The following is a 24278-nucleotide window of genomic DNA, read 5'->3' as shown; positions in this document are numbered from 1 at the left end:
GTCTTTTTGCATCTGGAGTTTGAAGAGGATGAGAACCTCCGAAGGAGGTTTGAGCCGAGCGAAGCGAGACAACGTTGCTTCAGCAACGGCCCGCAGGGGAATAATCCTCTCTCGCCGACCAAATTTAGAAAAGACCAACCTTCGGGTTGGTCTTTTTGCATCTGGAGTTTGAAGAGGATGAGAACCTCCGAAGGAGGTTTGAGCCGAGCGAAGCGAGACAACGTTGCTTCAGCAACGGCCCGCAGGGGAATAATCCTCTCTCGCCGACCAAATTTAAAAAAGACCAACCTTCGGGTTGGTCTTTTTGCATCTGGAGTTTACCGCCACGCATCTGACATCTCGCTCATCCGCCCCACGTTAAATCCCTAATCTTGCAAAAATATCCGCTTCATCGTCCAACATCTGTCTTTATATGCTTTTGTGACATTTCCCATCGTATTTTGTTATGGAAAATCGAGGGTTAATACGCCATTGCTTATGTTTCATACCAGCATGATTCGCTGTAAGAGATGTGGATCACAAAACTTATCGTTCAGATAATCAGCATCTGGCAAGAAATTTTACAGAAATAGCACAACTGCATACCACTCCCGCTCGTCTTTTAATCAGTGGATAATTCTGGCTACATGGCAGTAGCATAAATTTCCCTGCTGGAAACAGAGCGGCTGGCTTTTTTTAAACTTTGTTCGCTGATTCTCACCTCGGTTGTAAATCCCCGTTACCTATATTGACGTTTTACTCATCTATTGACAGATTGTAGGGCGTGAGGGGCAAATTATGGACAGTCCGCACTACCACACAGCTAGCCTGACGAAAGGAACACCTGGCCTCACTACCGCCTCCGGGCATACCGAACGGACCGCACACAAATAACAAAGGTCTAACGGAAAAAACAACACGACATATGTCCCCGAATTATTTCTTGCTGCAGCACTGCGGTAACTGAACAAATCATTGTGAGCTTACTTGTGTAAGCGATCGGTGTGAGTAAAGGCAGCCTGTAAAGCCGTGGCAAGAAAGATAAAGGGAACATCACAACGGAGCAGAAGAATGAGTCTTTCCTTGAAGAAGTCAGGGATGCTGAAGTTTGGTCTGAGCCTGGTGGCCTTGACCGTAGCAGCTAGCGTTCAGGCAAAAACCCTGGTGTATTGCTCAGAAGGTTCCCCAGAAGGTTTTAACCCGCAGTTGTTCACCTCTGGTACAACTTACGATGCCAGTTCAGTGCCAATCTATAACCGCTTGGTCGAGTTCAAAACAGGTACCACTGAAATTATCCCGGGCCTTGCTGAGAAATGGGAAGTCAGTGCAGACGGTAAAACCTATACCTTCCACCTTCGTTCGGGTGTGAAGTGGCAGGACAACAAAGATTTCAAACCAACGCGCGATCTGAATGCTGATGACGTCGTGTTCTCATTTGATCGTCAGAAAAATGCCAACAACCCGTACCACAAAGTTTCTGGCGGCAGCTACGAATACTTCGAAGGCATGGGTTTATCTGACCTGATCAGCGAAATTAAGAAAGTGGACGACAATACCGTTCAATTCGTGCTGACTCGTCCAGAATCACCATTCCTGGCAGATCTCGCGATGGACTTCGCCTCTATTCTTTCCAAAGAATATGCTGACAACATGATGAAAGCCGGCACGCCGGAAAAAACTGACCTGAACCCAATCGGTACCGGTCCGTTCCAGCTGCTGCAATACCAGAAAGATTCTCGCATTCTGTACAAAGCGTTCCCAGGTTACTGGGGCACCAAGCCGCAGATCGATCGTCTGGTCTTCTCCATTACGCCTGATGCCTCCGTGCGTTACGCCAAATTGCAGAAAAACGAGTGCCAGGTTATGCCGTATCCAAACCCGGCTGACATCGCTCGCATGAAGCAAGACAAGAGCATCAACTTGATGGAACAGGCTGGCCTGAACGTGGGTTACTTGTCCTTCAACACCGAGAAGAAACCGTTTGATGACGTGAAAGTGCGTCAGGCGCTGACTTACGCGGTGAACAAAGAAGCGATCATCAAAGCGGTTTATCAAGGCGCAGGTACTGCGGCTAAAAACCTGATCCCACCAACTATGTGGGGCTACAACGATGACGTGAAGGATTACACCTACGATCCTGAGAAAGCTAAAGCGCTGCTGAAAGAATCTGGCCACGCTGACGGCTTCACCGTTGACCTGTGGGCAATGCCAGTACAGCGTCCGTACAACCCGAACGCTCGCCGTATGGCTGAGATGATTCAGGCTGACTGGGCGAAAGTGGGTGTGACCGCCAAAATCGTCACCTACGAGTGGGGCGAGTATCTGAAACGCGCCAAAGCGGGCGAGCACCAGGCTGTGATGATGGGCTGGACTGGCGACAATGGGGACCCGGATAACTTCTTCGCGACTCTGTTCAGCTGTGCGGCTGCGAAAGATGGTTCTAACTACTCTCGCTGGTGCTACAAGCCGTTTGAAGACCTGATCCAACCTGCGCGTGCAACAGACGATCACAACAAGCGTATCGAACTGTACAAGCAAGCTCAGGTAGTGATGCATGACCAGGCTCCGGCGCTGATTGTTGCTCACTCCACGGTATACGAGCCTGTGCGCAAAGAAGTGAAAGGTTATGTGGTTGACCCATTGGGCAAACACCACTTTGAGAACGTGTCTGTCGAATAATAAATAACAGTAGCGTGCTTTATTCCCTCTCCCAATGGGGAGAGGGTGAAAGATTTGTGAGCAATACAGACTGAAGGCTGCAAGGCTTTCAGTCACTACAGAGAATCCGGGTTATGTTGCAGTTCATCCTCCGACGTCTGGGGTTAGTTATCCCCACTTTTATCGGTATCACCCTTCTTACCTTCGCCTTCGTGCATATGATTCCCGGTGACCCGGTGATGATTATGGCCGGTGAGCGCGGTATCTCTCCTGAACGTCATGCTCAGTTGTTGGCTGAACTTGGCCTCGACAAGCCTATGTGGCAGCAATACGTCCATTATATTTGGGGCGTGATGCACGGCGATCTGGGCATTTCGTTAAAAAGCCGTCTTCCTGTGTGGGACGAGTTCGTACCGCGTTTTAAAGCGACTATGGAACTCGGCGTTTGCGCGATGTTGTTTGCCGTTGCCGTGGGTATTCCGGTCGGTGTTCTGGCTGCGGTTAAACGCGGTTCAATCTTCGATCACACCTCTGTGGGCCTGGCGCTGACCGGCTACTCAATGCCTATTTTCTGGTGGGGTATGATGTTAATCATGCTGGTTTCCGTCTACTGGAACCTCACCCCGGTATCAGGGCGCGTCAGCGATACAGTATTCCTTGACGATACCTTGCCACTCACCGGTTTTATGCTGATAGACACCGCCATTTGGGGTGAGCCGGGCGACTTCATCGATGCAGTGATGCATATGATATTGCCAGCCGTAGTGCTCGGTACGATCCCGCTGGCGGTTATCGTGCGTATGACCCGCTCATCCATGCTGGAAGTGCTCGGTGAAGATTACATCCGTACCGCTCGTGCGAAGGGCTTGACGCGTATGCGCGTCATCGTGGTTCATGCGCTGCGCAACGCTATGCTGCCAGTTGTAACGGTTATCGGCCTGCAGGTCGGTACGTTGCTGGCGGGTGCAATCCTGACGGAAACCATCTTCTCCTGGCCGGGCCTTGGCCGCTGGCTGATTGATGCATTGCAACGTCGTGACTACCCGGTAGTACAGGGTGGCGTATTGTTGGTGGCGACGATGATTATCCTCGTGAACCTGATCGTCGACTTACTGTACGGCGTGGTGAACCCGCGTATACGCCATAAGAAATAAGGGGCCATCATGACGCAATTAACTGAAAACAAAGTGGTAGCGGCGCCAGTTCCAATGACGCCATTCCAGGAATTCTGGCACTACTTTAAACGTAATAAAGGGGCGGTCATTGGTCTGGTGTATGTCACCGTGATGATCTTGATCGCCATATTCGCCAACGTGCTCGCGCCACACGGCCCGGCAGAACAGTTCCGTGACTCACTGTTGCACCCCCCGGTCTGGCAGGATGGCGGAAGCTGGCAGTTCCTGCTCGGTACTGACGACGTTGGCCGCGACATCATGGCGCGCCTGATGTACGGCGCGCGTCTGTCGCTGCTGGTAGGTTGTCTGGTGGTTGTGCTGTCGCTGATTATGGGCGTGGTGCTCGGCCTGGTTGCGGGCTACTTCGGTGGGCTTATCGATAACATCATTATGCGTGTTGTCGACATCATGCTGGCACTGCCAAGCCTGTTGTTGGCGCTGGTGCTGGTGGCGATTTTCGGCCCGTCGATAGTCAATGCTTCGTTGGCGCTCACTTTCGTCGCCTTGCCGCACTATGTGCGACTGACGCGCGGTGCAGTGCTGGTGGAAGTGAACCGCGATTACGTAACCGCTTCGCGCGTTGCGGGTGCAGGTTCTATGCGCCAGATGTTCATCAACATTCTGCCAAACTGTCTTGCACCGCTTATCGTGCAGGCATCCCTTGGCTTCTCTAACGCCATTCTCGATATGGCCGCTCTCGGCTTCCTCGGCATGGGTGCGCAACCGCCAACACCAGAGTGGGGCACCATGCTCTCCGATGTGTTGCAGTTTGCCCAAAGTGCCTGGTGGGTTGTCACCTTCCCTGGTGTTGCAATCCTGCTGACGGTGCTGGCATTTAACCTGATGGGTGACGGGCTGCGTGACGCGCTCGATCCTAAACTCAAGCAGTAAAGGGCGACGAAATGGCGTTATTGAATGTAAATAAATTATCGGTGCATTTCGGCGACGAAAAGACACCGTTCCGTGCCGTAGACCGCGTGAGTTACAGCGTAAATCAGGGCGAAGTTGTCGGTATCGTTGGGGAATCAGGTTCCGGTAAATCGGTCAGTTCGCTGGCGATTATGGGGCTGATTGATTACCCAGGCCGCGTGATGGCGGAAAAACTGGAGTTTAACGGCCAGGATCTGCAAAAGATTTCTGAGAAAGAGCGTCGTAACCTGGTGGGCGCCGAAGTGGCGATGATCTTCCAGGACCCGATGACCAGCCTCAACCCTTGCTATACCGTTGGTTTCCAGATTATGGAAGCTATCAAGGTGCACCAGGGCGGCAACAAGAAAACCCGTGTTCAGCGTGCTATCGACCTGCTGAACCTGGTGGGTATTCCCGATGCGGCTTCGCGTCTGGACGTTTACCCGCACCAGCTTTCCGGCGGTATGAGCCAGCGTGTAATGATCGCGATGGCGATTGCCTGTCGTCCAAAACTGCTGATTGCAGATGAACCAACCACCGCACTGGACGTGACCATCCAGGCGCAAATCATCGAACTGTTACTGGAACTGCAGCAAAAAGAGAACATGGCGCTGATTCTTATCACCCATGACCTCGCGCTGGTGGCTGAAGCGGCACACAAAATCATCGTGATGTACGCCGGACAAGTGGTGGAAACGGGCGCATCGCAAGATATCTTCCGCGCGCCACGCCATCCGTACACTCAGGCGTTGCTGCGAGCGCTGCCTGAATTTGCGCAGGACAAAGCGCGCCTGGCCTCGTTGCCGGGCGTGGTTCCGGGTAAGTACGACCGTCCGAACGGCTGCCTGCTCAACCCACGCTGCCCGTATGCCACCGACAAATGTCGCAGCATAGAGCCAGAACTGAATATGGTGGATAACGGGCGTCAGTCCAAATGCCACTTCCCACTCGATGATGCCGGGAGGCCAACGCTATGAGTACCGATAAGGCCACCGCGCAACCTCTGTTGCAGGCCATCGACCTGAAAAAACACTACCCGGTGAAGAAAGGCTTTTTCGGCCAGGAACGCCTGGTAAAAGCGCTGGATGGAGTTTCGTTTGAACTCGAACGCGGCAAAACGCTGGCGGTAGTGGGCGAATCTGGCTGTGGTAAATCCACGCTGGGCCGGCTACTGACGATGATCGAAATCCCGACTGGTGGTGAACTGTATTATCAGGGCCAGGATCTGCTCAAGCCTGATGAAACAGCTGAAAAGCTGCGTCGCCAGAAAATCCAGATTGTGTTCCAGAATCCGTACGGCTCGCTGAATCCACGTAAAAAAGTGGGGCAAATTCTTGAAGAGCCACTGCAAATCAACACCAGCCTGAGTAAAGCCGAGCGCCGTGAGAAATCACTGGCGATGATGGCGAAAGTCGGCCTGAAAACCGAACATTACGACCGCTACCCGCATATGTTCTCCGGCGGCCAGCGTCAGCGTATTGCTATCGCCCGCGGCCTGATGCTTGACCCGGACGTAGTGATCGCCGATGAACCGGTTTCTGCTCTCGACGTTTCTGTGCGTGCACAGGTGTTGAACCTGATGATGGACTTGCAGCAGGAAATGGGGCTGTCATACGTGTTTATCTCCCACGACCTGTCCGTGGTAGAGCACATTGCCGACGAAGTGATGGTGATGTATCTGGGACGCTGTGTAGAGAAAGGGACGAAAGATCAGATCTTCTCAAACCCACTCCACCCGTACACTCAGGCACTGCTGTCAGCGACTCCACGTCTGAACCCGGACGACCGCCGCGAGCGCATCAAACTTACCGGCGAGCTACCAAGCCCGCTGAACCCGCCGCCAGGCTGCGCGTTCAACGCCCGCTGCCGCCGTCGCTTTGGGCCGTGCACGCAGTTGCAACCACAGCTGAAAGAGTACGGCGGTCAACTGGTGGCGTGTTTCGCTGTTGATCAGGATGAGAACGGGGAAATTCGGTAGCAGGAGTGTGAGCATGGAAGCTCTGTTGTTTTCTGTTCACCCGAACATTTGTTTATCTCTGTAACCGTTGTAAACGGTGAACGTGCCAGGTGGCTCACGCCAGCCCCCTGGCGACCCGGGCGCCCGGCAAGTAAATCGCCGCTGCGCGGTAAACCCCGATTATTTCCCCAACATTCAGGGTCGTTCGCGACTCGTTCCCGACGATCGCTCGGTTTTACTGTCGGTTGTCCATTCGCCGCGAATGGGGCGGGAAAACTCAGAAATTGCGGAAGGTGTTCGTAGGGTGGACTACCGCGTACATGCCATCTTCTATCGTATCCGCGATAACGATATTTTTATCCTCAGAATATTGCATCATAAAATGGAGCCGTTAGTGCATTTTAGTGAACTGTAGATCGTTAAAATTACATGCCCCTGTCGACCAAATTCAGGGATTATGGTTCCGTACAAAGCGGAGGGTTGAGGTGAAGGCGACAAGCTTCTTTTTCTCCTTAATTCTCATAAATTAACCACACACACAAAGTGGATAATTATCAAAAATAATCCCAGAGCTTTCCTTTTGTCATATTATCCCTACAAATCCTGTCGTATTTGTCCTACAAAACTCCCTAGAAACATTTATTTTCCTTATAAAGTTAATTTCCATCATGAAATATTAGTGGGCTATAAATACTCTTTATGTGTGTTGAATCACAAACAAAGTCTGCTACCTTTACCGATCAGAATTAAATGACGTTTAATCACAAATCTATGCATCTTCATGCTTAGATAGATATTAATAAGAAAAAAAGGTGGAGAAATGACCTCCTGAGCCTATATATTGGTTTGAAATGCCGTCGATTTATCAAAAAAAGAATAATAAAATAAGTAATGATAACGCATGGCAATTAATAACTATTCATGAAGTCAATAAGCCAAAATCATTAACTAAAAAACCTTTTTAATAGTATTGGTATAAGCTTTGAATAACTATTTTATCGAAACGTCTTATAAATCATGAGTGTCGCAATGAAAAACTATGATGACTTGCAACGATTCAAGGATAAGACCCGCACAGGCGCTATCGAATTCAAGGATATGTCGGCGCAAAATCAACAGTCAGAAACCAGTAACTGGACAATAATTAAACAGTTGATGAATACTGGCGATGATGATTCTGTGCTTGCTCAGGCCGGGAGTATTTCTGTTCCTGCACCGCAAGCTGTGAAGGCTGATGAGTTTGATGCCAGCCACTTCAGGCCGCTTGCAGCACAACCTATCAGCAACACTGCATCACAGGGTTCGATTCTCAATAGCCTGAATAGTGCATTGCCTGAAGCTAAGTCTGCGATTTCGCAGCCAGAGCCTGGTAAACCGACCACTAATACATTGTTTGAACAACTGGCACCCGTGGTTGCATCACCTGAACCGGTTATAGAACCCATAAAAGAAACCGTGAAACCTGCCGCCGTGTCTGCGCCGCAGGCCCCTGCACCGGTCACAACCGAGCCCGTGCGTTTTGACAAACTGTTCGTAGCCAAAGGGAATACGGCGCGGAGTCATCCCGCCAAAGACTTACCGCTGCAACCGTTGCTGGAGATGATTGCGTCATGCCGTTAGTCTGTGTTTGCTCGCCAAAAGGCGGAGTAGGAAAAACCACGGTTACCGCCAATCTGGCGTATGCGTTGGCTCGCGCAGGTAGCAAAGTGTTAGCCATTGATTTTGATGTGCAGAACGCGCTGCGCCTGCACTTTGGTGTGCCTTTGTCTGATGGACGAGGTTATGTCGCTAAAGCCATTGAATCTGCAGACTGGAGCCAGTCGGTTCTGACGGCAGGCAGCAATATGTTTGTGCTGCCATATGGTGATGTCACTGAAGATCAAAGACTTGAGTTTGAACAACGTCTGACTAACGACAGCCACTTTCTGTTACGTGGGTTAAGCACTTTGCTGAACTATCCAGGTCTTGTGATTATTGCTGATTTCCCGCCAGGGCCGAATCCTGCGCTGAAAGCCGTATCGCATCTGGCCGATTTGCATTTGGTGACGATGCTTGCGGATACCGCTTCACTTTCCCTGTTGCCGCATATTGAAAACCACCGCTTGATTGGCGAGCCGCTAAACAATAAAGCAGGATATTATTTTGTCCTCAACCAGAGTGATAACCGTCGTCATATAAGCCGCGACGTAACTGCATTTATGCAGCAACGTCTTGGCGATCGCCTGCTTGGTGTTATTAACCGCGATGAAAGTGTGGCTGAAGCTAACGCCTCTCAGCAATCAATATTCGATTTCAGCCCTGCTTCCGCTGCGGCTTTTGATATTGAGCTTATTAGTAAACGTGTAGCCGCTCTTCTCGGTATAAAAATTGGTGATGGCGCGGTTCATACCGCCTTAAGAACATCAAATTTCTGACAATCATTCAGGATGTCCTATGAAAAAGGTCCTGTTCTATTTACTGCTATTGGTGTTAGCACCAATAGCAGTGCTTATCATCATTACGCCTATGGACAGCCAAAAGCAGTATATCTTTGGCTTTATCAGTCTCGCGATAATGTTTGTATTAGGCTTCAGCAAAAAGCACAGCGTGTCGATGATCATGATGCTGGTCTCAGTCTTGATGTCGACGCGTTATATTTATTTTCGAGCCACCCAAACGCTGCATTTTAATTCTGAAATAGAAGCCATTCTCGGAATAGGGTTATTTTTGGCGGAACTTTATATCTGGGTCATTTTATTACTCAGTTATCTGCAAACCTCTTTCCCGCTAAAAAGGGGCATCGTGCCGTTGCCAGCCGATACGTCGACCTGGCCGACGGTGGACGTTTATATTCCCAGCTATAACGAAAGCCTTGAAGTGGTGCGCGATACCGTCCTTGCCGCGCAGTGCATCGACTACCCGCGCGACAAGATAAAAATCTATCTGCTCGATGACGGTAAGCGGCGTGAGTTTGCGGTTTTTGCGGCAGACGTCGGCGTGGGTTACATCACGCGAAACGACAACTCGCATGCCAAAGCCGGTAACCTCAACCATGCCATGAAGCTGACCAAAGGCGAGTTGATTACGGTCTTTGACTGTGACCACGTTGCTACGCGTATTTTCCTGCAAGCGACGGTTGGCGCATTCCTGAAAGATCCAAAACTGGCACTGTTGCAGACGCCACACTACTTCTATTCACCCGATCCGTTTGAACGCAATTTATCGGGTGGACGCAATATTCCTAACGAAGGTTCGCTGTTCTACGGCCCGATTCAGCAAGGCAACGATAACTGGAACGCAACGTTCTTCTGCGGTTCTTGTGCCGTTATTCGTCGCAGCGCGCTTGAAGAGATTGGTGGATTTGCGGTTGAAACCGTCACTGAAGATGCCCACACCGCACTGAAGATGCAGCGCCTTGGCTGGAAATCCGCGTTCCTGGATATTCCGCTGGCGGCAGGGCTTGCGACTGAGCGTCTGGTGCTGCACGTGATTCAGCGAACCCGCTGGGCGCGCGGCATGACGCAAATATTCCGTATGGATAACCCGCTGTTTGGCCGCGGCCTGACGTGGCAACAGCGCTGCTGTTATCTCAGTGCGATGCTCTACTTCCAGTTCGCTTTGCCGCGTGTGGCGTTCCTCACCGCACCTTTGGCGTATTTGCTGTTTAACCTGAATATCATTCACTCCTCGGCGAGCCTGATTTTTGCTTATGCGTTGCCGCATTTGCTGCTAACCATCTACCTTAACTCGAGAATGAATGGGCGCTACCGCTATAGCTTCTGGGGTGAGATTTACGACCTGGTGCTGGCGTTCCACCTGGTTTTGCCAACGGTTATCACGATGATTTTCCCGAAACGTGGCAAGTTCAACGTGACGGACAAAGGTGCGCTGCTGAACGTGGGTTACTTCGATTTCAGCGTGGTGCGGCCTCATGTGATTATCGCGGTGTTGCTGACGGTGGCGGTCATAGCCGGGATAGTGCGCGCCTGTGCGCATGACTACTTTGGTGTCGACCCGAACGTAATTGCGCTCAACGTTGGTTGGGGCTTGTATAGCCTGGTGTTCTTGCTGGCGGCCATTGCGGTAGCCCGTGAAACGCGCCAGACGCGTAAAACCATCCGTATTGATGTCGAAGTGCCTGTCGTTATTCACTACGCCAGCGGTATCTCATCGCGCAGTAATACGCTCGATTTGTCGATGGGCGGCTGCCGAATTGCGGTGCCGGATGACCGACACCTCACTGACGAAATTGAAGAGATCGAGCTGCAACTGAAATCCGGTTCAATCAGTATTCCGGTGCAAGTGGTTGCCAGCGACGAACAGGCGATTCGCCTGCAGTTTGAAGAGATCCCTCTGGACCGTCGCCGGGAACTGGTGCGTGTGGTTCTGGCGCGTGCTGATGCGTGGATTAACCCGCCAAAGCCGCAGGACAACCCATTCCGTTCCCTGTTAATCATTATTCGTTGTGTATTTGACCTGTTCTGGCTGACGTGGAAATCACGCCGCGAAAATCGCCGTTTACGTCAGGAAGAAGCAAGACGTATGGCAGCAGCCGGCGAGGACAATGTTGCATGAAACGGATGACCTATAAAGTTTGTCAGTTGTTGCTCGCATTTAGTGTACTGACTTCACCGATTATGGCCGAAGAGCCTACGACAGTGGAGTCGTTGCTTCCGGTAGATTTACCGGCTCCGGGGCAAGATGCCGTGGAGTCGCAAGATTCAATGCCAGCACCAGAAACGGTGCCTGTTCCCGATCCTGTGCAAGCTCCAACGCCGGCTCCTGCTCCTGCGGCGACACCATCGGTCTTTGTTCCGGGGAGTGTCAGCAGCATTACTATGGCGCAAATGGGCCAGCCGCGTGGTATTACGCTCAGCGGTGGCCAGTTGCAGGCGGGGATTGATTTCACGCTGCCCTCGGATCAGGTCATTACTAATGCACAATTGGCGCTGAACCTAAAAGTGTCTCCGGCAATGGCGGCACGAAATACGACATTGCAGTTGATGATGAATGGACAGCCGCTAGGGACTGTTCCGCTGGGTTCTGCCGATAGCGATGTCTCGAGCTATCAGCTGGAAATCCCGGCGGCGATGGTGGTGTCGAGCAACAACATCAGCTTCAAAATTAATGATGGCGATGCCTTACTGTGCCTGCGCGACCTGTCTGAAAAATACCAGGTCACCATCATGCCGAATACGCGCCTGGATCTGGAAGGGCAACAGCTCAATATTGGCGCAGACCTCAGCCATTTCCCGCGCCCGTTCTTTGACGCGATGCAAATGACTCCGGCTGCCGTGACATTTGCCTTCCCGGCAAAAACGTTACCAGAGCAAGTGAGTGCTGCGGCATTAGTCGCTTCCTGGTTGGGGATTGAGGCGGACTATCGTGGCATCTCCTTTAACGCATTGCGCGACACATTACCGGAGAAGAACGGCATTCTGTTTGGCAAATCGGGTGAGCAGATTGGCGGTCTGACGCTGCCAGAAACGCAAAAACCGATGCTGCAAATTATCGATAACCCAGGCAACCCGGTTTATAAGCTGCTGCTGGTTGTGGGTAATTCAGACCAGCAATTACGTGCTGCGGCATGGCGTTTAACTCAGGGTAAATTCCCGGGGCAAACTGCAAGCACATTGGTTGAAAACCAGACAATCCCGATGAGCAAAGCGTATGACGCGCCGCGCTGGATTCCGACCGATCGTCCGGTACGTTTGACTGAGCTGATGCGTAAAGACCAAAGCCTGACGGCAACGGGTATCTGGCATGAGCCGTTAAGTGTGGCCTTCCGCGCCGCCCCGGACCTGTTCTTGTGGGATGGTGAAACTATTCCCGTGAAGATTGGCTACCGCTTCCCGACGGAATCCTGGATTGATGAAGAGCGTTCTTATCTTTCACTGACCTTCAACGGTACCTTCCTGCACAACCTGCCGGTAAACAAGCAAGGTGCGCTGGAAACCCTGTGGCGCAAAGTGGGCGGCGATGCGCGTCAGGAAGATTACAACCTGGCGCTGGAGCCTTACCTGATTTACGGCGACAACCAGTTGTCGTTGTACTTCAACATCCAGACCAAAGAAACGGCACCGTGTAGCGTACTGCTCAATAACAACATTAAGAGCCGTATCGATGAAAACTCATCGATTGATTTGAGCAAAACGCGCCACTTCTCGCTGCTGCCAAATCTGTCTTACTTCGTCGGTGCATCGTTCCCGTTCTCGCGCTTTGCTGACTTCGCGCATACCGTGTTGTTGCTGCCAGAAAACCCTGGTGAGGCTGAAATCAGCACACTTCTGAATATGGCCGCGCGTTCAGGTAATGCGACCGGAACGTCGCTTAACAATAACGCCGTGATGTTCGGGGTGCCGACGGCGGGTGCCAACCTGCAACGCCTCGAAGAAAGCCACGTGCTTGCGGTTTCTACCATCAACAAAAATACCTTTAACCGAACGCTGCTGGCTCAGTCACCGTTTACCAGCAACGAACACTCATTCGGTGTGCGGGAGCGTTCAATCTGGCAAAAAGTACAGAGCTGGCTTGAAGGCGACTGGGGCTCGACCGGTATTGCCGCCGACCGTTACTTCTCCTCTAACGAGGCATGGCGTGGGTTTGTCAGTTTCCGCTCGCAGTGGAATCCTGACCGCGTGGTGGTGATGGCGATTGGCAGCACTGACGAACAGCTTTCACGTCTTCAGACCGACTTAGCCTCGGCACGCATTAACGCCGGAATTCGTGGTGATGCCTCAATCATTACCGATGAAAATGGCGTGCGTAGCTTCCGTGTTGGCCAGCAGTTCCCAAGCGGCCAAATGCCCTGGTACATGATGGTGGTCTGGTACGCCAACCAGCATTCTGCACTGCTGGCCATTTTAGGTTTGTTGTTCGCCACAGTGATTGGCTTGAGCTTGTATGCCTTACTGAAAAAACGCGCGCATAAACGTCTTAATCCTCAGGATGATGGTAAGTAAAGGTGGTGCTCATGAATCATAAAAACAAAACCGCCCGTCGCTTGTTAACTCTGTGCTTCTTTGGCAGCCTGACGTTCGGCGCCCAGGCCGCGGAAAACAATCCGGCATTAAAAGCGCTGTTTGACCAGGCCAATTACTGGCATGAAAAGTCGCATGACGAGCTGGCAAAAGAAGCGCTGCAAAAGGTGCTGATGGTTGATGCCAATAACACGCAGGCGATGTACCTGATGGCGTTGTGGGCGCAGCAGGCCGGGGATATCAAAGGTGCTGCCCAGTGGCGCGAACGCCTCGCGGCGGTGTCACCACAAGATAACAATTTGCAGGCGCTGGATAATGCGAAACAAATTCAGCAAATCCCGCGTGGGCAGTTGGATTTGGCGCGCCAACAGGCGCGAAGCGGCAACATTCCCGCCGCACTTGCCACCTGGCGCAGTTTGTTTAATGGCGATCAACCGCCACCAAGCCTCGCACCAGAATATTATCTGACGATGGCGGGTGATAAATCACTGTATCCGCAAGCAGTGGTGGGTTTACGCCAGTTTGTCGCGCAAAACCCACAGGATAACGGTGGGAAAATTGCGCTCGGCAAAGTGCTGACCTATCAGGAAGGCACGCGCCGTGAAGGGATAGATCTGTTGCAGAATATGGCGAGCGGCAGCTCAGACGCTGATAAATCGCTGCGCCAGGCATTGTTGTGGCTTGGCCCAACGGCGAGTGACGAAACCTATTATCAAACCTTCCTGCAACGCCATCCAAAAGACATAGCGGTACAAGACCACTACCGTAAAAGTATTGGTGGTACAGCGAAAGGTGAAGGCTTTACCGCACTCAATAGCGGCAATACTGACGCGGCAAAAAGCCAGTTTGAACAAGTGCTGCAAACTAACCCGCAAGATGCCGATGCGCTTGCCGGGATGGGTTACATCGCACAACGCAAAGGTGATTACACCGCTGCATCAGAATACTTAAATCGTGCGGCAAGCCTCGGTGGCGACCAGTCGGATGAGCGCAAACAGCAAGCTGATGACGCCGCGTTCTACGGGCAACTGGCGAGCGCTCAGGCGGCATTCAAACAAGGCAATGTCAGCCAGGCGCTGGCACTGAGTGCACCTCTGGCGCAGCAAAGCGGTGAGCGAGGTGCCGCGGCGAAATTATTCCGTGCTGATGTGCAGCGCCACAATAAAGATTACGCCGCCGCAGAGCAGACACTGCGCGGCATCTTGAACGAGCTGCCGAATAACGGCTCGGCCCGTGAAAACCTCTACTATGTGCTGCGTGAGCAGAATAAAACCGCCGAAGCGCAGGCTATGTTGCAAACCTTGCCTGCAAGCTTACAAGCTAAGTTGCAGCCGCGAGTTTCCGGTGGCAACCCAACTGACCCAGTACGCCGCCAGGCGCAGCAGGCGGCAGCCAATGGCGATCCACAACGTGCCATCGCCATTTTGCAGCAGGGTGTCGCACGCTATCCGTCTGACCCATGGTTGCGTCTTGATTTAGCACGCCAGCTACAAAAACAGGGCAACAGCGCGGAAGCCAGCAACGTGATGGCGCCGTCTTTCCGGCCGAATGCCTCCAATACTGAACTCTATGCAGGCGCTTTGTTTGCCAGCGAAAACAACGCCTGGCAGCAATCGCAGACTTTGCTGTCGCGGATACCGGCTTCCAGCCAGACCAGCGATATGCGCGCACTTGCGGCGCGTGTTAACTACAACCTGCAAATGTCTGTTGCGGAACGTTATCTGGCGCAGGGTGATACCGTGGCTGCGGCTAATACCTTAAAAGCACTGGCTACGCGTCCACCGCAAAGCCCGGCAGATGCTGGCAAACTGGCAAAAATGCTGGCGCAAAGCGGTGATGTCAGTACCGCCGTTGCGATTGTGCGCGGCAATATGAGTCGTGGTGTACAGGGCAATGCGGGTGATTATGGCGACCAGATTGCCGTCCTTAATCAGGCAGGTCTTGGGCGTGAAGCGCAGGCGTTCCTGGCGAGCCCGGAATTGCAGTCGCGCAGCACGCCGACACAGCTTGCCAGCGTTCGTAATGGTTATGTGATCAACGAAGCTGACCAGCTTCGGACTCAAGGTAATTATGCGGCAGCGTACGACAAACTGATCCGCGCCATGCAGAGCGACCCGCAAAATACCGACCTGATGTTTGCTATGGCGCGTTTGTATCAGTCCGGCAAAATGAACAAAGAAGCTGGCGTGGTTTACGACTACCTGATGACCCGTGACACGCCTGAGCAAGATGCACGCGCGGGCGCTATCGATGTCGCACTCGCCAGCAAAGATGTGGATAAAGCGAAGCAGCTAGCGGCTGGTTTGCGTAACGATGAAACGCCGGATCGCTTGCTGTTGCTGGCGCGTGTGGCAGAAGCTGATGGCAACCACCAACAGGCGATGAGCTATTTACGCACTGCGCGTGGGAAACTGCTTGGCCTGCAAGGTGTGGGTGATGGCACTGCTCCGACATTAGGTGGCCTGGCGTTGGCGGATAACCCGTTTACCCCGAAAACCTCTGTCGCCCCGCAAGACACCGCATCTAGCTCATTGTATGGCGAAGCGATGCCGTGGCAAGTTGCTCAACTGGCACGCAATCCGCAAACTGCATATCCGGGCACGACGCGTACCGATCTGCCGGTAGAAACGGCTCAGGCAGGCACGTTGCGCCAGGTGGATAACATGATGGAGCAGTTGACCGACAAAACGGCCACATGGGCACGAGGTGCGGTATCTGTACGCGGTCGTGATGGCGAAAGTGGCCTGAGCAAACTCACCGAGATAAAGGCTCCGCTACAGTGGTCAACGGTGCCATTTGGCGATTCGCGTTTAGATCTTAACGTTACGCCAATTAGTCTGAATGCCGGTAGCTCGTCAGATGAATCCAGCCGTCGTTTTGGTACGGGAGCATTAATTCAAGGGGAAGTTGCCAAGGATTTGTATGACTCCTCAACCACTACGCCGCCTGAACTGCCAAATATCGACAAGATCAAGGTGCCTTCACAAGGCTCGCAAAGCACTGCGGGCGTAGAAGTCGCCATGGCGTTAACGGGTGAGCAGTACAAACTTGATGTCGGCTCAACACCGTTAGGTCAGGATTTGAATACTGTTGTTGGTGGCGTGCAGTGGTCACCACAACTGACTGACTACCTGAAATTGATTTTGACTGGCGAACGCCGTGCGGTAGTTGACAGCCTGCTCTCTTATGTCGGTGTGGAAGATAAATACAGCGGCAAAAAATGGGGCCAGGTCACCAAAAACGGCGGTAGCGCGCAGTTGAGCTACGATGATGGTGATGCCGGTTTCTACGCAGGTGTCGGGCTGTATAACTACATCGGTGAAAACGTACCGAGCAACGACAACTTCACCGGCAACGCGGGTGTTTATATTCGTCCATATCGTGCTGATGACCGCGAGCTGAAAACCGGTATCAGCATGACGTATATGGACTTCTCGAAAAACCTTAGCTACTTCAGTTATGGGCAAGGCGGCTACTTTAGCCCGCAGGACTATATCAGCGTCTCCTTCCCGGTGGATTACACCCAGAAGTTTGATAACTGGAATATGTCTGTTGGCGCATCGCTGGGTTATCAGTCTTACAGCCAGGACGAAAGCCCGTATTTCCCGACTGATGCAGCCATGCAATCACAACTGGAAGATTACGTCTCCAGAGGTTTTGCCAAAGAGGCGTGGTACAGCGGTAGTAGCGAAAGCGGTATGGGATATAACTTGCGTGCCGCAGCCGACTACAAAGTTAATAAAGATATGACGATTGGTGGTCAGGTTGGCTATGACACCTTTGGTGATTACAACGAAAGTACCGCGCAACTCTACTTCCGTTACCTGCTGGGGAATAATTAATCATGAATGACGCGCAGCTTTTGCAGTATTTTCAAAATCAGCAGACGCAACCGGGATGGTTTTCTCTGCTCCATATCATGATAGACAGCATGGTGGCTAATGCTGGCGAAGCAGAAAGCCGCCCGTTTCTGATACAAATGGGTGATACATTGGCTGGGCGTCACCCGTTAGCATTAGCGCGAACTGTGGGTGAGCTCGAAACGCAGATAAATGTTCAGCTCGCTCGTTTCAACTGGGGCTATATTGATATCGAAGCCAGCGAAACGGTGATGTTGATTCGCCACATGGCTTTACCTGTTCCTGCGGATGAAGCGCAACAGGCTTCCTGGAATAGCGCGTTTAGCGCGGTTCTGGAAGGAGTATACGCCCGCTGGTTACGTGATCAGGGCGGCAAACCGCATGTGTCGCTGTGGCGCGAGTCTTCACCGTCGGCAACAGTGGTACACTTTCGATATCAAAATAGTCGATGAGGTGCTTCAATGTTGCAGCGATGCAAAACGCTGATAGTGGCAGTCTTTGCCTTGATCTTCTGCCAGCAAGCGCTGGCAGATAATGCATGGGATAGCTATAAATCACGGTTTTTAATGCCTGATGGTCGCATCGTCGATACCGGAAATAAAAACGTCAGCCACACTGAAGGCCAGGGTTTTGCCATGATGATGGCGGTGGTCAACGATGATCAAACCAGTTTTGATAAAATGTGGAGCTGGACGCGAAAAACCCTGAAAAATCCCGAAAATGGTCTCTTCTACTGGAGATATAACCCGGTCGAGGCGCAGCCGATCACCGATAAAAATAACGCCACCGATGGCGATACTTTTATCGCATGGGCGTTGCTTAAGGCGGGAGCAAAGTGGAAAAACCAGGATTATCTCAACGAATCAGATGCGATTACCAAGGCTCTGGTTGCACATAACGTGGTCCGTTTTGCTGGTTACCAGGTGATGCTGCCCGGAGCCAAAGGTTTTAATCTTAATACCTACGTGAATCTTAACCCTTCCTATTTTATTCTTCCGGCCTGGCAGGATTTTGCTAACCGCAGCCATTTAATGGTGTGGAAGGATTTGATTAGCGACGGGCAGAAGTTGTTGGGGAAAATGCACTTTGGTGATCCACAACTCCCTTCTGACTGGGTTTCACTCTATTCTGATGGTCACACCGTTCCAGCCAAACAGTGGCCTGCTCGTTTTAGTTATGATGCGATTCGCGTTCCACTTTATGTATCATGGTTTAACCATAGCAGCCCGGAGCTTCAGGTTTACAAAAACTGGTGGGGACGTTTTGCACGCGACAAAACTCCTGCCTGGGTGAATGTGACAACCGGCGATCCAGCTCCATATATGATGAACGGTGGATTGTTGGCGGTGCGCGATTTAGTGCTACAGTCGGCAAGCGTGGAGCAGCCGCAAATTATGGCTCAGGATGATTATTATTCTGCGAGTTTAAAGATGCTGGTGGCGCTGTCGGTGAGGTGATGTTTGTTCGTGCACAACCCCCTCACCCGAACCCTCTCCATCAGGAGAGGGAACATCCTGAAGATTTCCCTGATAAGCCAGCCTCAACACCTAAACATCACTACAATGCAGTATACTCAGCCTGCTTAAGAATATGCCCTATACGGCACGGTAATTGCGGAGAGTAAGTTTGCGAGTCAGTCGTTCATTAACGATTAAACAAATGGCAATGGTGTCAGCCGTTTCCATATTGTTTATTTTCATTTTTATCGTGGTACAGCTTTTCCACTTTGTGCAGCAAAGCCGCTACGACACTGCAAGCCAGATGGAGAAAATCGCCCATTCGGTGCGTATTCCGCTGTCTGCAGCAATCCTTAAAGCAGATATTCCCCAAGCTGAATTCATTCTTAATCAAATACAACCCTCCGGGATTATCAGCCGGGCAGATGTTGTTTTACCAAACCAGTTCCAGGCGTTACGCCAGAGCTTTGCACCGGAACGCCCGATTCCGATGTGGATTGCTCGCCTGTTTGAGCTCCCGGTGCAAATTTCGTTACCGCTGTATTCACTTGAGCGCCCGGCAAACCCGCAGCCGTTGGCTTATCTTGTGTTGCAGGCGGATTCCTGGCGGATGTACAAATTCATCATTAGTACGATTTCCACGTTGTTGACCACATATTTGCTATTGGCGCTAATTCTCTCGGTTGCCATCAGCTGGTCGATTAACCGTTTAATTGTGCACCCGATCCGCAAAATCGCTCGTGAGCTCGACAGCTTGAGTCCGCAAGATGCGGCGAGTCATCAGCTCAAACTGCCGCATCTTCATCATGATGATGAGATTGGTATGCTGGTGCGTAGCTATAACCGCAATCAACAAATGTCGCTGCGCTTGCATGAAGAAATGAGCGCTGTGAGCACCAGAAACATGCTCACAGAACTGCCAAATAAAGCCCTGTTCCTGGCGTTGCTTGAGCAACTCACGGCGAGTGGGAAGAACAGCACACTGATCGTGATTGCCAGCGAAACCTTGCAGGATGCAGCCGGTGTATTAAATGAAGAGCAGCGCGAAATGCTGTTGCTGACGCTGGTCGAAAAAATTAAAAGTGTTCTCTCGCCGAATATGGTTCTGGCACAGCTTAGTGGCAATGACTTCGGCATTATTGCGCATGGTGTTCAGGACGCCTGGCAGGCCATGGCACTGGCAAAGCAAATCCTCACTGTGCTCAACGAAAAATTACCGATTCAATCGATCTCCCTTAAGCCTACGGCCAGCATCGGTATTGCGATGTATCACGGCGGTTTGGCAGCAGAACAATTGTATCGTCGCGCGGTATCGGCGGCATTTTCCGCCCGTCGCCATGGCAAAAATCAGATTCAATTCTTTGACCCTGAGCAGATGGAATTAGCTCAACGCCATCTGACTCAGGAACAGGATTTATTGAACGCTTTAGAGAACCAGCAGTTCGCTATTTGGCTGCAACCGCAAGTCAACATGCTTACCCGTGAAGTTGTCAGTGCTGAGGTTTTGCTGCGTATGCGACAGCCTGATGGCAGTTGGGCGTTACCTGACGATTTGATTGCGCGTATTGAAGACTGTGGCCTGATGTTCACCATCGGCAACTGGGTACTTGAAGAAGCTTGCCGCGTCCTGGCGGGTTGGCAGAGCCAGGGCATCACGATGTCGTTGTGTGTGAATGTCTCTGCACATCAGTTGCTGCACGAAGAAATGGGCTCGTCGTTGTTAGAGTTGTTGACACGTTATCGCATTCAGCCGGGCATGTTGATTTTGGAAGTGACGGAAAGTCATCATATCGACGATCCGAAAAGGGCGATCGGTATTTTGCGCCCGTTGCGTAAAGCCGGAGTGCGCATCGCATTGGATGACTTTGGGATGGGCTATGCCAGCCTGCGCCATTTGCACCATTTGAAAGCGCTGCCGGTAGATATCCTGAAACTCGACAAGAGCTTTATCGATGGCCTGCCGGAAGACAGTGCGATGGCTGGCGTGATTATCGGTATGGCGAAAACTCTTGGGCTGAAACTTGTAGCCGAAGGGATTGAGAACCAGGCTCAATGTGACTGGCTATTAAACGAAGGTGTGACTCTTGCTCAGGGTTATCTATTCTCCAGGGCCATGACTCTTAAAGAGTTTGATGCGCAGTATCTATCTACCCCTCAACAGTAAATGATTTGTTGTAATTGTTACTTGGCTGGCGCGAGTCAGCTCAATTATTTAACAATTATGTTTACAAATTAGCGCCATATCACTTTTGAGTGTTTTTGTGGGTGTTATTTTTGATGCCGCAAGCCGAAAGGTTTGCGGAATCTTCACCTCTCAAGGACACCCTATGAAACTCTCTCTTTTCAAAAGCCTCTACTTCCAGGTTCTGACGGCGATAGCTGTCGGCATCTTGCTGGGACATTTCTACCCAGAGTTAGGCGCGCAGATGAAACCGCTCGGCGATGCGTTCGTTAAACTGATTAAAATGATTATCGCGCCGGTTATCTTCTGCACAGTTGTGACGGGCATTGCTGGCATGGAAAGCATGAAAGCTGTCGGCCGTACCGGTGCCGTGGCGCTGCTTTACTTCGAAGTGGTCAGTACCATCGCCCTGATTATCGGCCTGATCGTAGTAAACGTGATGCAGCCAGGTGCTGGCATGAACGTTGACCCGGCAACTCTTGATGCTAAAGCGGTAGCAATCTATGCCGAACAGGCGCAACAACAGGGTATCGTGGCGTTCTTGCTGGATGTTATTCCAGGTAGCGTTATCGGTGCTTTTGCCAGTGGCAATATCTTGCAAGTGCTGCTGTTTGCAGTGTTGTTTGGTTTTGCACTGCATCGTCTGGGCCACAAAGGCCAACTGATTTTCAACGTCATTGAAAGTTTCTCGCAGGTCATCTTCGGCATCATCAATATGATCATGCGTCTTGCGCCAATCGGTGCTTTCGGGGCCATGGCGTTTACTATCGGTAAATATGGCGTGGGCTCGTTGGTACAGCTCGGCCAGCTGATTATCTGCTTCTACATCACCTGTATTCTGTTTGTTGTGCTGGTCCTGGGGTCTATTGCCCGCGTGACAGGCTTCAGCATCTTCAAATTTATCCGTTACATCAAAGAAGAACTGCTGATTGTGCTGGGCACATCTTCATCTGAATCTGCGCTGCCAAGAATGCTCGATAAAATGGAAAAACTCGGCTGCCGCAAATCGGTTGTGGGGCTGGTGATTCCAACCGGTTACTCGTTTAACCTTGATGGTACCTCCATTTATCTGACGATGGCGGCGGTGTTTATCGCGCAGGCAACCAACAGTCATATGGATATTTTCCATCAAATCACGCTGCTGGTGGTGTTGCTGCTCTCCTCCAAAGGAGCGGCGGGTGTGACCGGAAGCGGCTTCATTGTGTTGGCTGCGACCATCTCCGCTGTCGGGCATTTGCCGGTAGCCGGACTTGCGCTGATTTTGGGTATTGACCGCTTTATGTCGGAAGCCCGTGCGCTGACAAACCTGGTCGGTAACGGTGTTGCGACGGTCGTAGTGGCGAAGTGGGTGAAGCAACTGGATGAGAAACAGTTGAAAGAAACTCTTGATAATCCACATTCCGCAAAAAAAGTGAGCGAAGTCTCGTCTTAACCCTCTCAATTGCCCACAGTGACTTGCCCTCGCTGTGGGCTGCTGCGCATAATTGACCCCTGAGCCATTTTCTTTGGCGTTTTTTTCAATTTTAAAGTGACGTTTCCGCGAAGATGCGGTCAAACGGAGTGGTGAAATGCCACTTGTGGTGGCTTTATTGCGTAATGCTATGTCGCTATTACACTTTTTAATCAGGATTGTTTTCCAGGGGTTCACATGCAGGGCACCAAAATTCGACTCTTAGCTGGCGGATTGCTGTTGGTCGCCGCCGCCAGTAATGTGCAGGCAGAAGCACTTCAGCCCGACCCAGCCTGGCAACAAGGGACGCTGGCCAACGGTTTTCAATGGCAAGTCCTGGCCACACCTCAACGTCCTAGCGATCGTATTGAAATTCGTCTGTTGGTTAATACTGGTTCATTGACTGAAACCACCCAACAGAGCGGCTATAGCCACTTCTTACCACGACTGGCGCTGACACAAAGCGGCAGCTTGCAGCCGTTACAGGCTCGTTCTCTATGGCAGCAAAGTGTGGACCCAACGCGTCCGCTGCCCCCGGTTATCGTCTCTTATGACTTCACGCTGTTTAATCTCAGCCTGCCAAATAACCGCAATGATTTACTCAAAGAAGCCTTAACCTATCTTTCAGACAGTAGCGGCAAAATGGCCATTACCCCAGAAACGGTGAATGTCGCGCTGCAAGCTCAGGATATGGTCGCCACCTGGCCGATGAACACCAAAGACAACTGGTGGCGCTATCGCCTGCAAGGTTCCTCGCTGTTGGGCCATGACCCGGCAGAAGATCTCAAGCAGCCGGTTGATAACGAACAACTGAAGGCGTTTTACCAGAAATGGTATACCCCGGATGCAATGACGCTGATTGTGGTGGGTAATGTCGATAGCCGCAGCGTAGCCGATCAAATCAACAAAACCTTTGGCACCCTGACCGGCAAGCGCGAATCACCAGCACCGGTTGCAACCCTTTCTTCGCTTAAACGCACTCCGGTAAGTTTGATGACCGATAGTGTGCGTCAGGACAGGCTCTCACTGATGTGGGATAACGCCTGGCAGCCTATTCGTGAGTCTTCTGCGCTATTGCATTACTGGCGTGCAGATCTCGCCCGTGAGGCGCTGTTCTGGCATGTGCAGCAGAATCTGAGCAAGCAGAACCAGACAGACCTCAACCTGAGCTTCGATTGCCGTGTGCTATACCAGCGTGCGCAATGTGGCATTAACCTTGATTCACCTAACGATAAACTGAATGCTAATTTGGCGACCGTGGGCAAAGAGTTGCTTAAGGTGCGTGATAAAGGGCTTTCGCAGGAAGAATTTGATGTGTTAATTGCACAGAAAAAAGCTGAGCTTGCCAAGTTGTTTGCCACTTATGCGCGTACTGACACCGACGTGTTGATAAGCCAGCGCATGCGTTCACTGCAAAACCAGGTGGTTGATATCGCACCGGAACAGTATCAGAAGCTGCGTCAGAATTTCCTGAACAGTTTGACGCTGAACATGCTGAACCAGGATTTGCGCCAGCAGTTGTCTCAGGACATGGCTCTGGTGTTGTTGCAACCGCAGGGTGAACCTGAGTTCAATATGAAGGATTTGCAAGCCACGTGGGATAAAGTGATGGTTCCTTCGAAGGCACTTCCGATAACGGATGAACCTAAGCAGGATACGACTTCAGATATTCCTCCGGCTCAGTGACCGTAA

16 protein-coding genes and 2 other RNA genes are annotated in these 24278 nt (G+C 51.6%); all 18 read left to right on the top strand.

Annotated elements, in window-relative coordinates:
• Positions 1-7 precede the first annotated feature (7 nt).
• The 18 genes from LVQ77_RS16095 (at position 8) to LVQ77_RS16015 (ending at position 24272) form a co-directional block, all read left to right on the top strand.
• A non-coding RNA gene (locus LVQ77_RS16095) (RtT sRNA) lies at positions 8-121 on the top strand.
• Positions 122-156: 35 nt separating this feature from the next.
• Positions 157-270, top strand: a non-coding RNA gene (locus LVQ77_RS16090) — RtT sRNA.
• A gap of 780 nt (positions 271-1050) precedes the next feature.
• The gene (gene dppA, locus LVQ77_RS16085) at positions 1051-2658 is read left to right on the top strand and encodes a dipeptide ABC transporter periplasmic-binding protein DppA (protein WP_064514767.1); all 1608 of its coding nucleotides are present in this window, start codon (positions 1051-1053) and stop codon (positions 2656-2658) included.
• A gap of 113 nt (positions 2659-2771) precedes the next feature.
• The gene (gene dppB / locus LVQ77_RS16080) at positions 2772-3791 is read left to right on the top strand and encodes a dipeptide ABC transporter permease DppB (protein WP_232863962.1); all 1020 of its coding nucleotides are present in this window, start codon (positions 2772-2774) and stop codon (positions 3789-3791) included.
• 9 nt (positions 3792-3800) lie between these two features.
• Positions 3801-4703, top strand: a complete 903-nt coding sequence (gene dppC / locus LVQ77_RS16075; protein ID WP_232863961.1) for a dipeptide ABC transporter permease DppC — start codon at positions 3801-3803, stop codon at positions 4701-4703.
• 11 nt (positions 4704-4714) lie between these two features.
• Positions 4715-5698, top strand: coding sequence for a dipeptide ABC transporter ATP-binding protein (gene dppD, locus LVQ77_RS16070; RefSeq protein WP_064514762.1), 984 nt, complete (start codon positions 4715-4717; stop codon positions 5696-5698).
• Entirely contained in the window at positions 5695-6699 is a 1005-nt protein-coding gene (gene dppF / locus LVQ77_RS16065; RefSeq protein WP_232863960.1) for a dipeptide ABC transporter ATP-binding subunit DppF, read from the top strand. Before dppD ends, dppF begins: the two co-directional genes overlap by 4 nt.
• A 76-nt stretch (positions 6700-6775) precedes the next feature.
• Positions 6776-7093 carry a type II toxin-antitoxin system RelE/ParE family toxin gene (locus LVQ77_RS22380; RefSeq protein ID WP_370645048.1) on the top strand — a complete coding sequence of 106 codons (318 nt, stop codon included), beginning with the start codon at positions 6776-6778 and terminating at the stop codon, positions 7091-7093.
• 614 nt (positions 7094-7707) lie between these two features.
• The gene (gene bcsO / locus LVQ77_RS16060) at positions 7708-8298 is read left to right on the top strand and encodes a cellulose biosynthesis protein BcsO (protein WP_232863957.1); all 591 of its coding nucleotides are present in this window, start codon (positions 7708-7710) and stop codon (positions 8296-8298) included.
• Positions 8289-9092, top strand: a complete 804-nt coding sequence (gene bcsQ, locus LVQ77_RS16055) for a cellulose biosynthesis protein BcsQ (RefSeq protein ID WP_034460607.1) — start codon at positions 8289-8291, stop codon at positions 9090-9092. The genes bcsO and bcsQ overlap by 10 nt, the downstream gene beginning before the upstream one ends.
• A gap of 19 nt (positions 9093-9111) precedes the next feature.
• Positions 9112-11232: a UDP-forming cellulose synthase catalytic subunit gene (bcsA, locus tag LVQ77_RS16050; RefSeq protein ID WP_232863956.1), complete on the top strand. Its 2121-nt coding sequence runs from the start codon at positions 9112-9114 to the stop codon at positions 11230-11232.
• On the top strand, positions 11229-13619 hold the full coding sequence (gene bcsB / locus LVQ77_RS16045) for a cellulose biosynthesis cyclic di-GMP-binding regulatory protein BcsB (RefSeq protein WP_232863955.1): 2391 nt from the start codon (positions 11229-11231) through the stop codon (positions 13617-13619). The genes bcsA and bcsB overlap by 4 nt, the downstream gene beginning before the upstream one ends.
• Before the next feature lie 11 nt (positions 13620-13630).
• Positions 13631-17479, top strand: coding sequence for a cellulose biosynthesis protein BcsC (locus LVQ77_RS16040; protein WP_232904963.1), 3849 nt, complete (start codon positions 13631-13633; stop codon positions 17477-17479).
• A gap of 2 nt (positions 17480-17481) precedes the next feature.
• Complete coding sequence (gene bcsD / locus LVQ77_RS16035) at positions 17482-17949, top strand: cellulose biosynthesis protein BcsD (RefSeq protein WP_232863953.1); 468 nt, start codon at positions 17482-17484, stop codon at positions 17947-17949.
• Positions 17950-17958: 9 nt separating this feature from the next.
• Complete coding sequence (locus LVQ77_RS16030; RefSeq protein ID WP_232904962.1) at positions 17959-18954, top strand: family 8 glycosyl hydrolase; 996 nt, start codon at positions 17959-17961, stop codon at positions 18952-18954.
• A gap of 169 nt (positions 18955-19123) precedes the next feature.
• Entirely contained in the window at positions 19124-21118 is a 1995-nt protein-coding gene (gene hmsP / locus LVQ77_RS16025; RefSeq protein WP_232904961.1) for a biofilm formation regulator HmsP, read from the top strand.
• Positions 21119-21281: 163 nt separating this feature from the next.
• Complete coding sequence (locus LVQ77_RS16020; protein WP_232904960.1) at positions 21282-22568, top strand: dicarboxylate/amino acid:cation symporter; 1287 nt, start codon at positions 21282-21284, stop codon at positions 22566-22568.
• 216 nt (positions 22569-22784) lie between these two features.
• Positions 22785-24272: a M16 family metallopeptidase gene (locus LVQ77_RS16015; RefSeq protein WP_232904959.1), complete on the top strand. Its 1488-nt coding sequence runs from the start codon at positions 22785-22787 to the stop codon at positions 24270-24272.
• Positions 24273-24278: the final 6 nt, after the last annotated feature.

This window comes from Buttiauxella cochleicola, assembly GCF_021282435.1.
GTDB lineage: Bacteria > Pseudomonadota > Gammaproteobacteria > Enterobacterales > Enterobacteriaceae > Buttiauxella > Buttiauxella massiliensis.
This window is presented reverse-complemented; position numbering and strand designations above follow the sequence as displayed.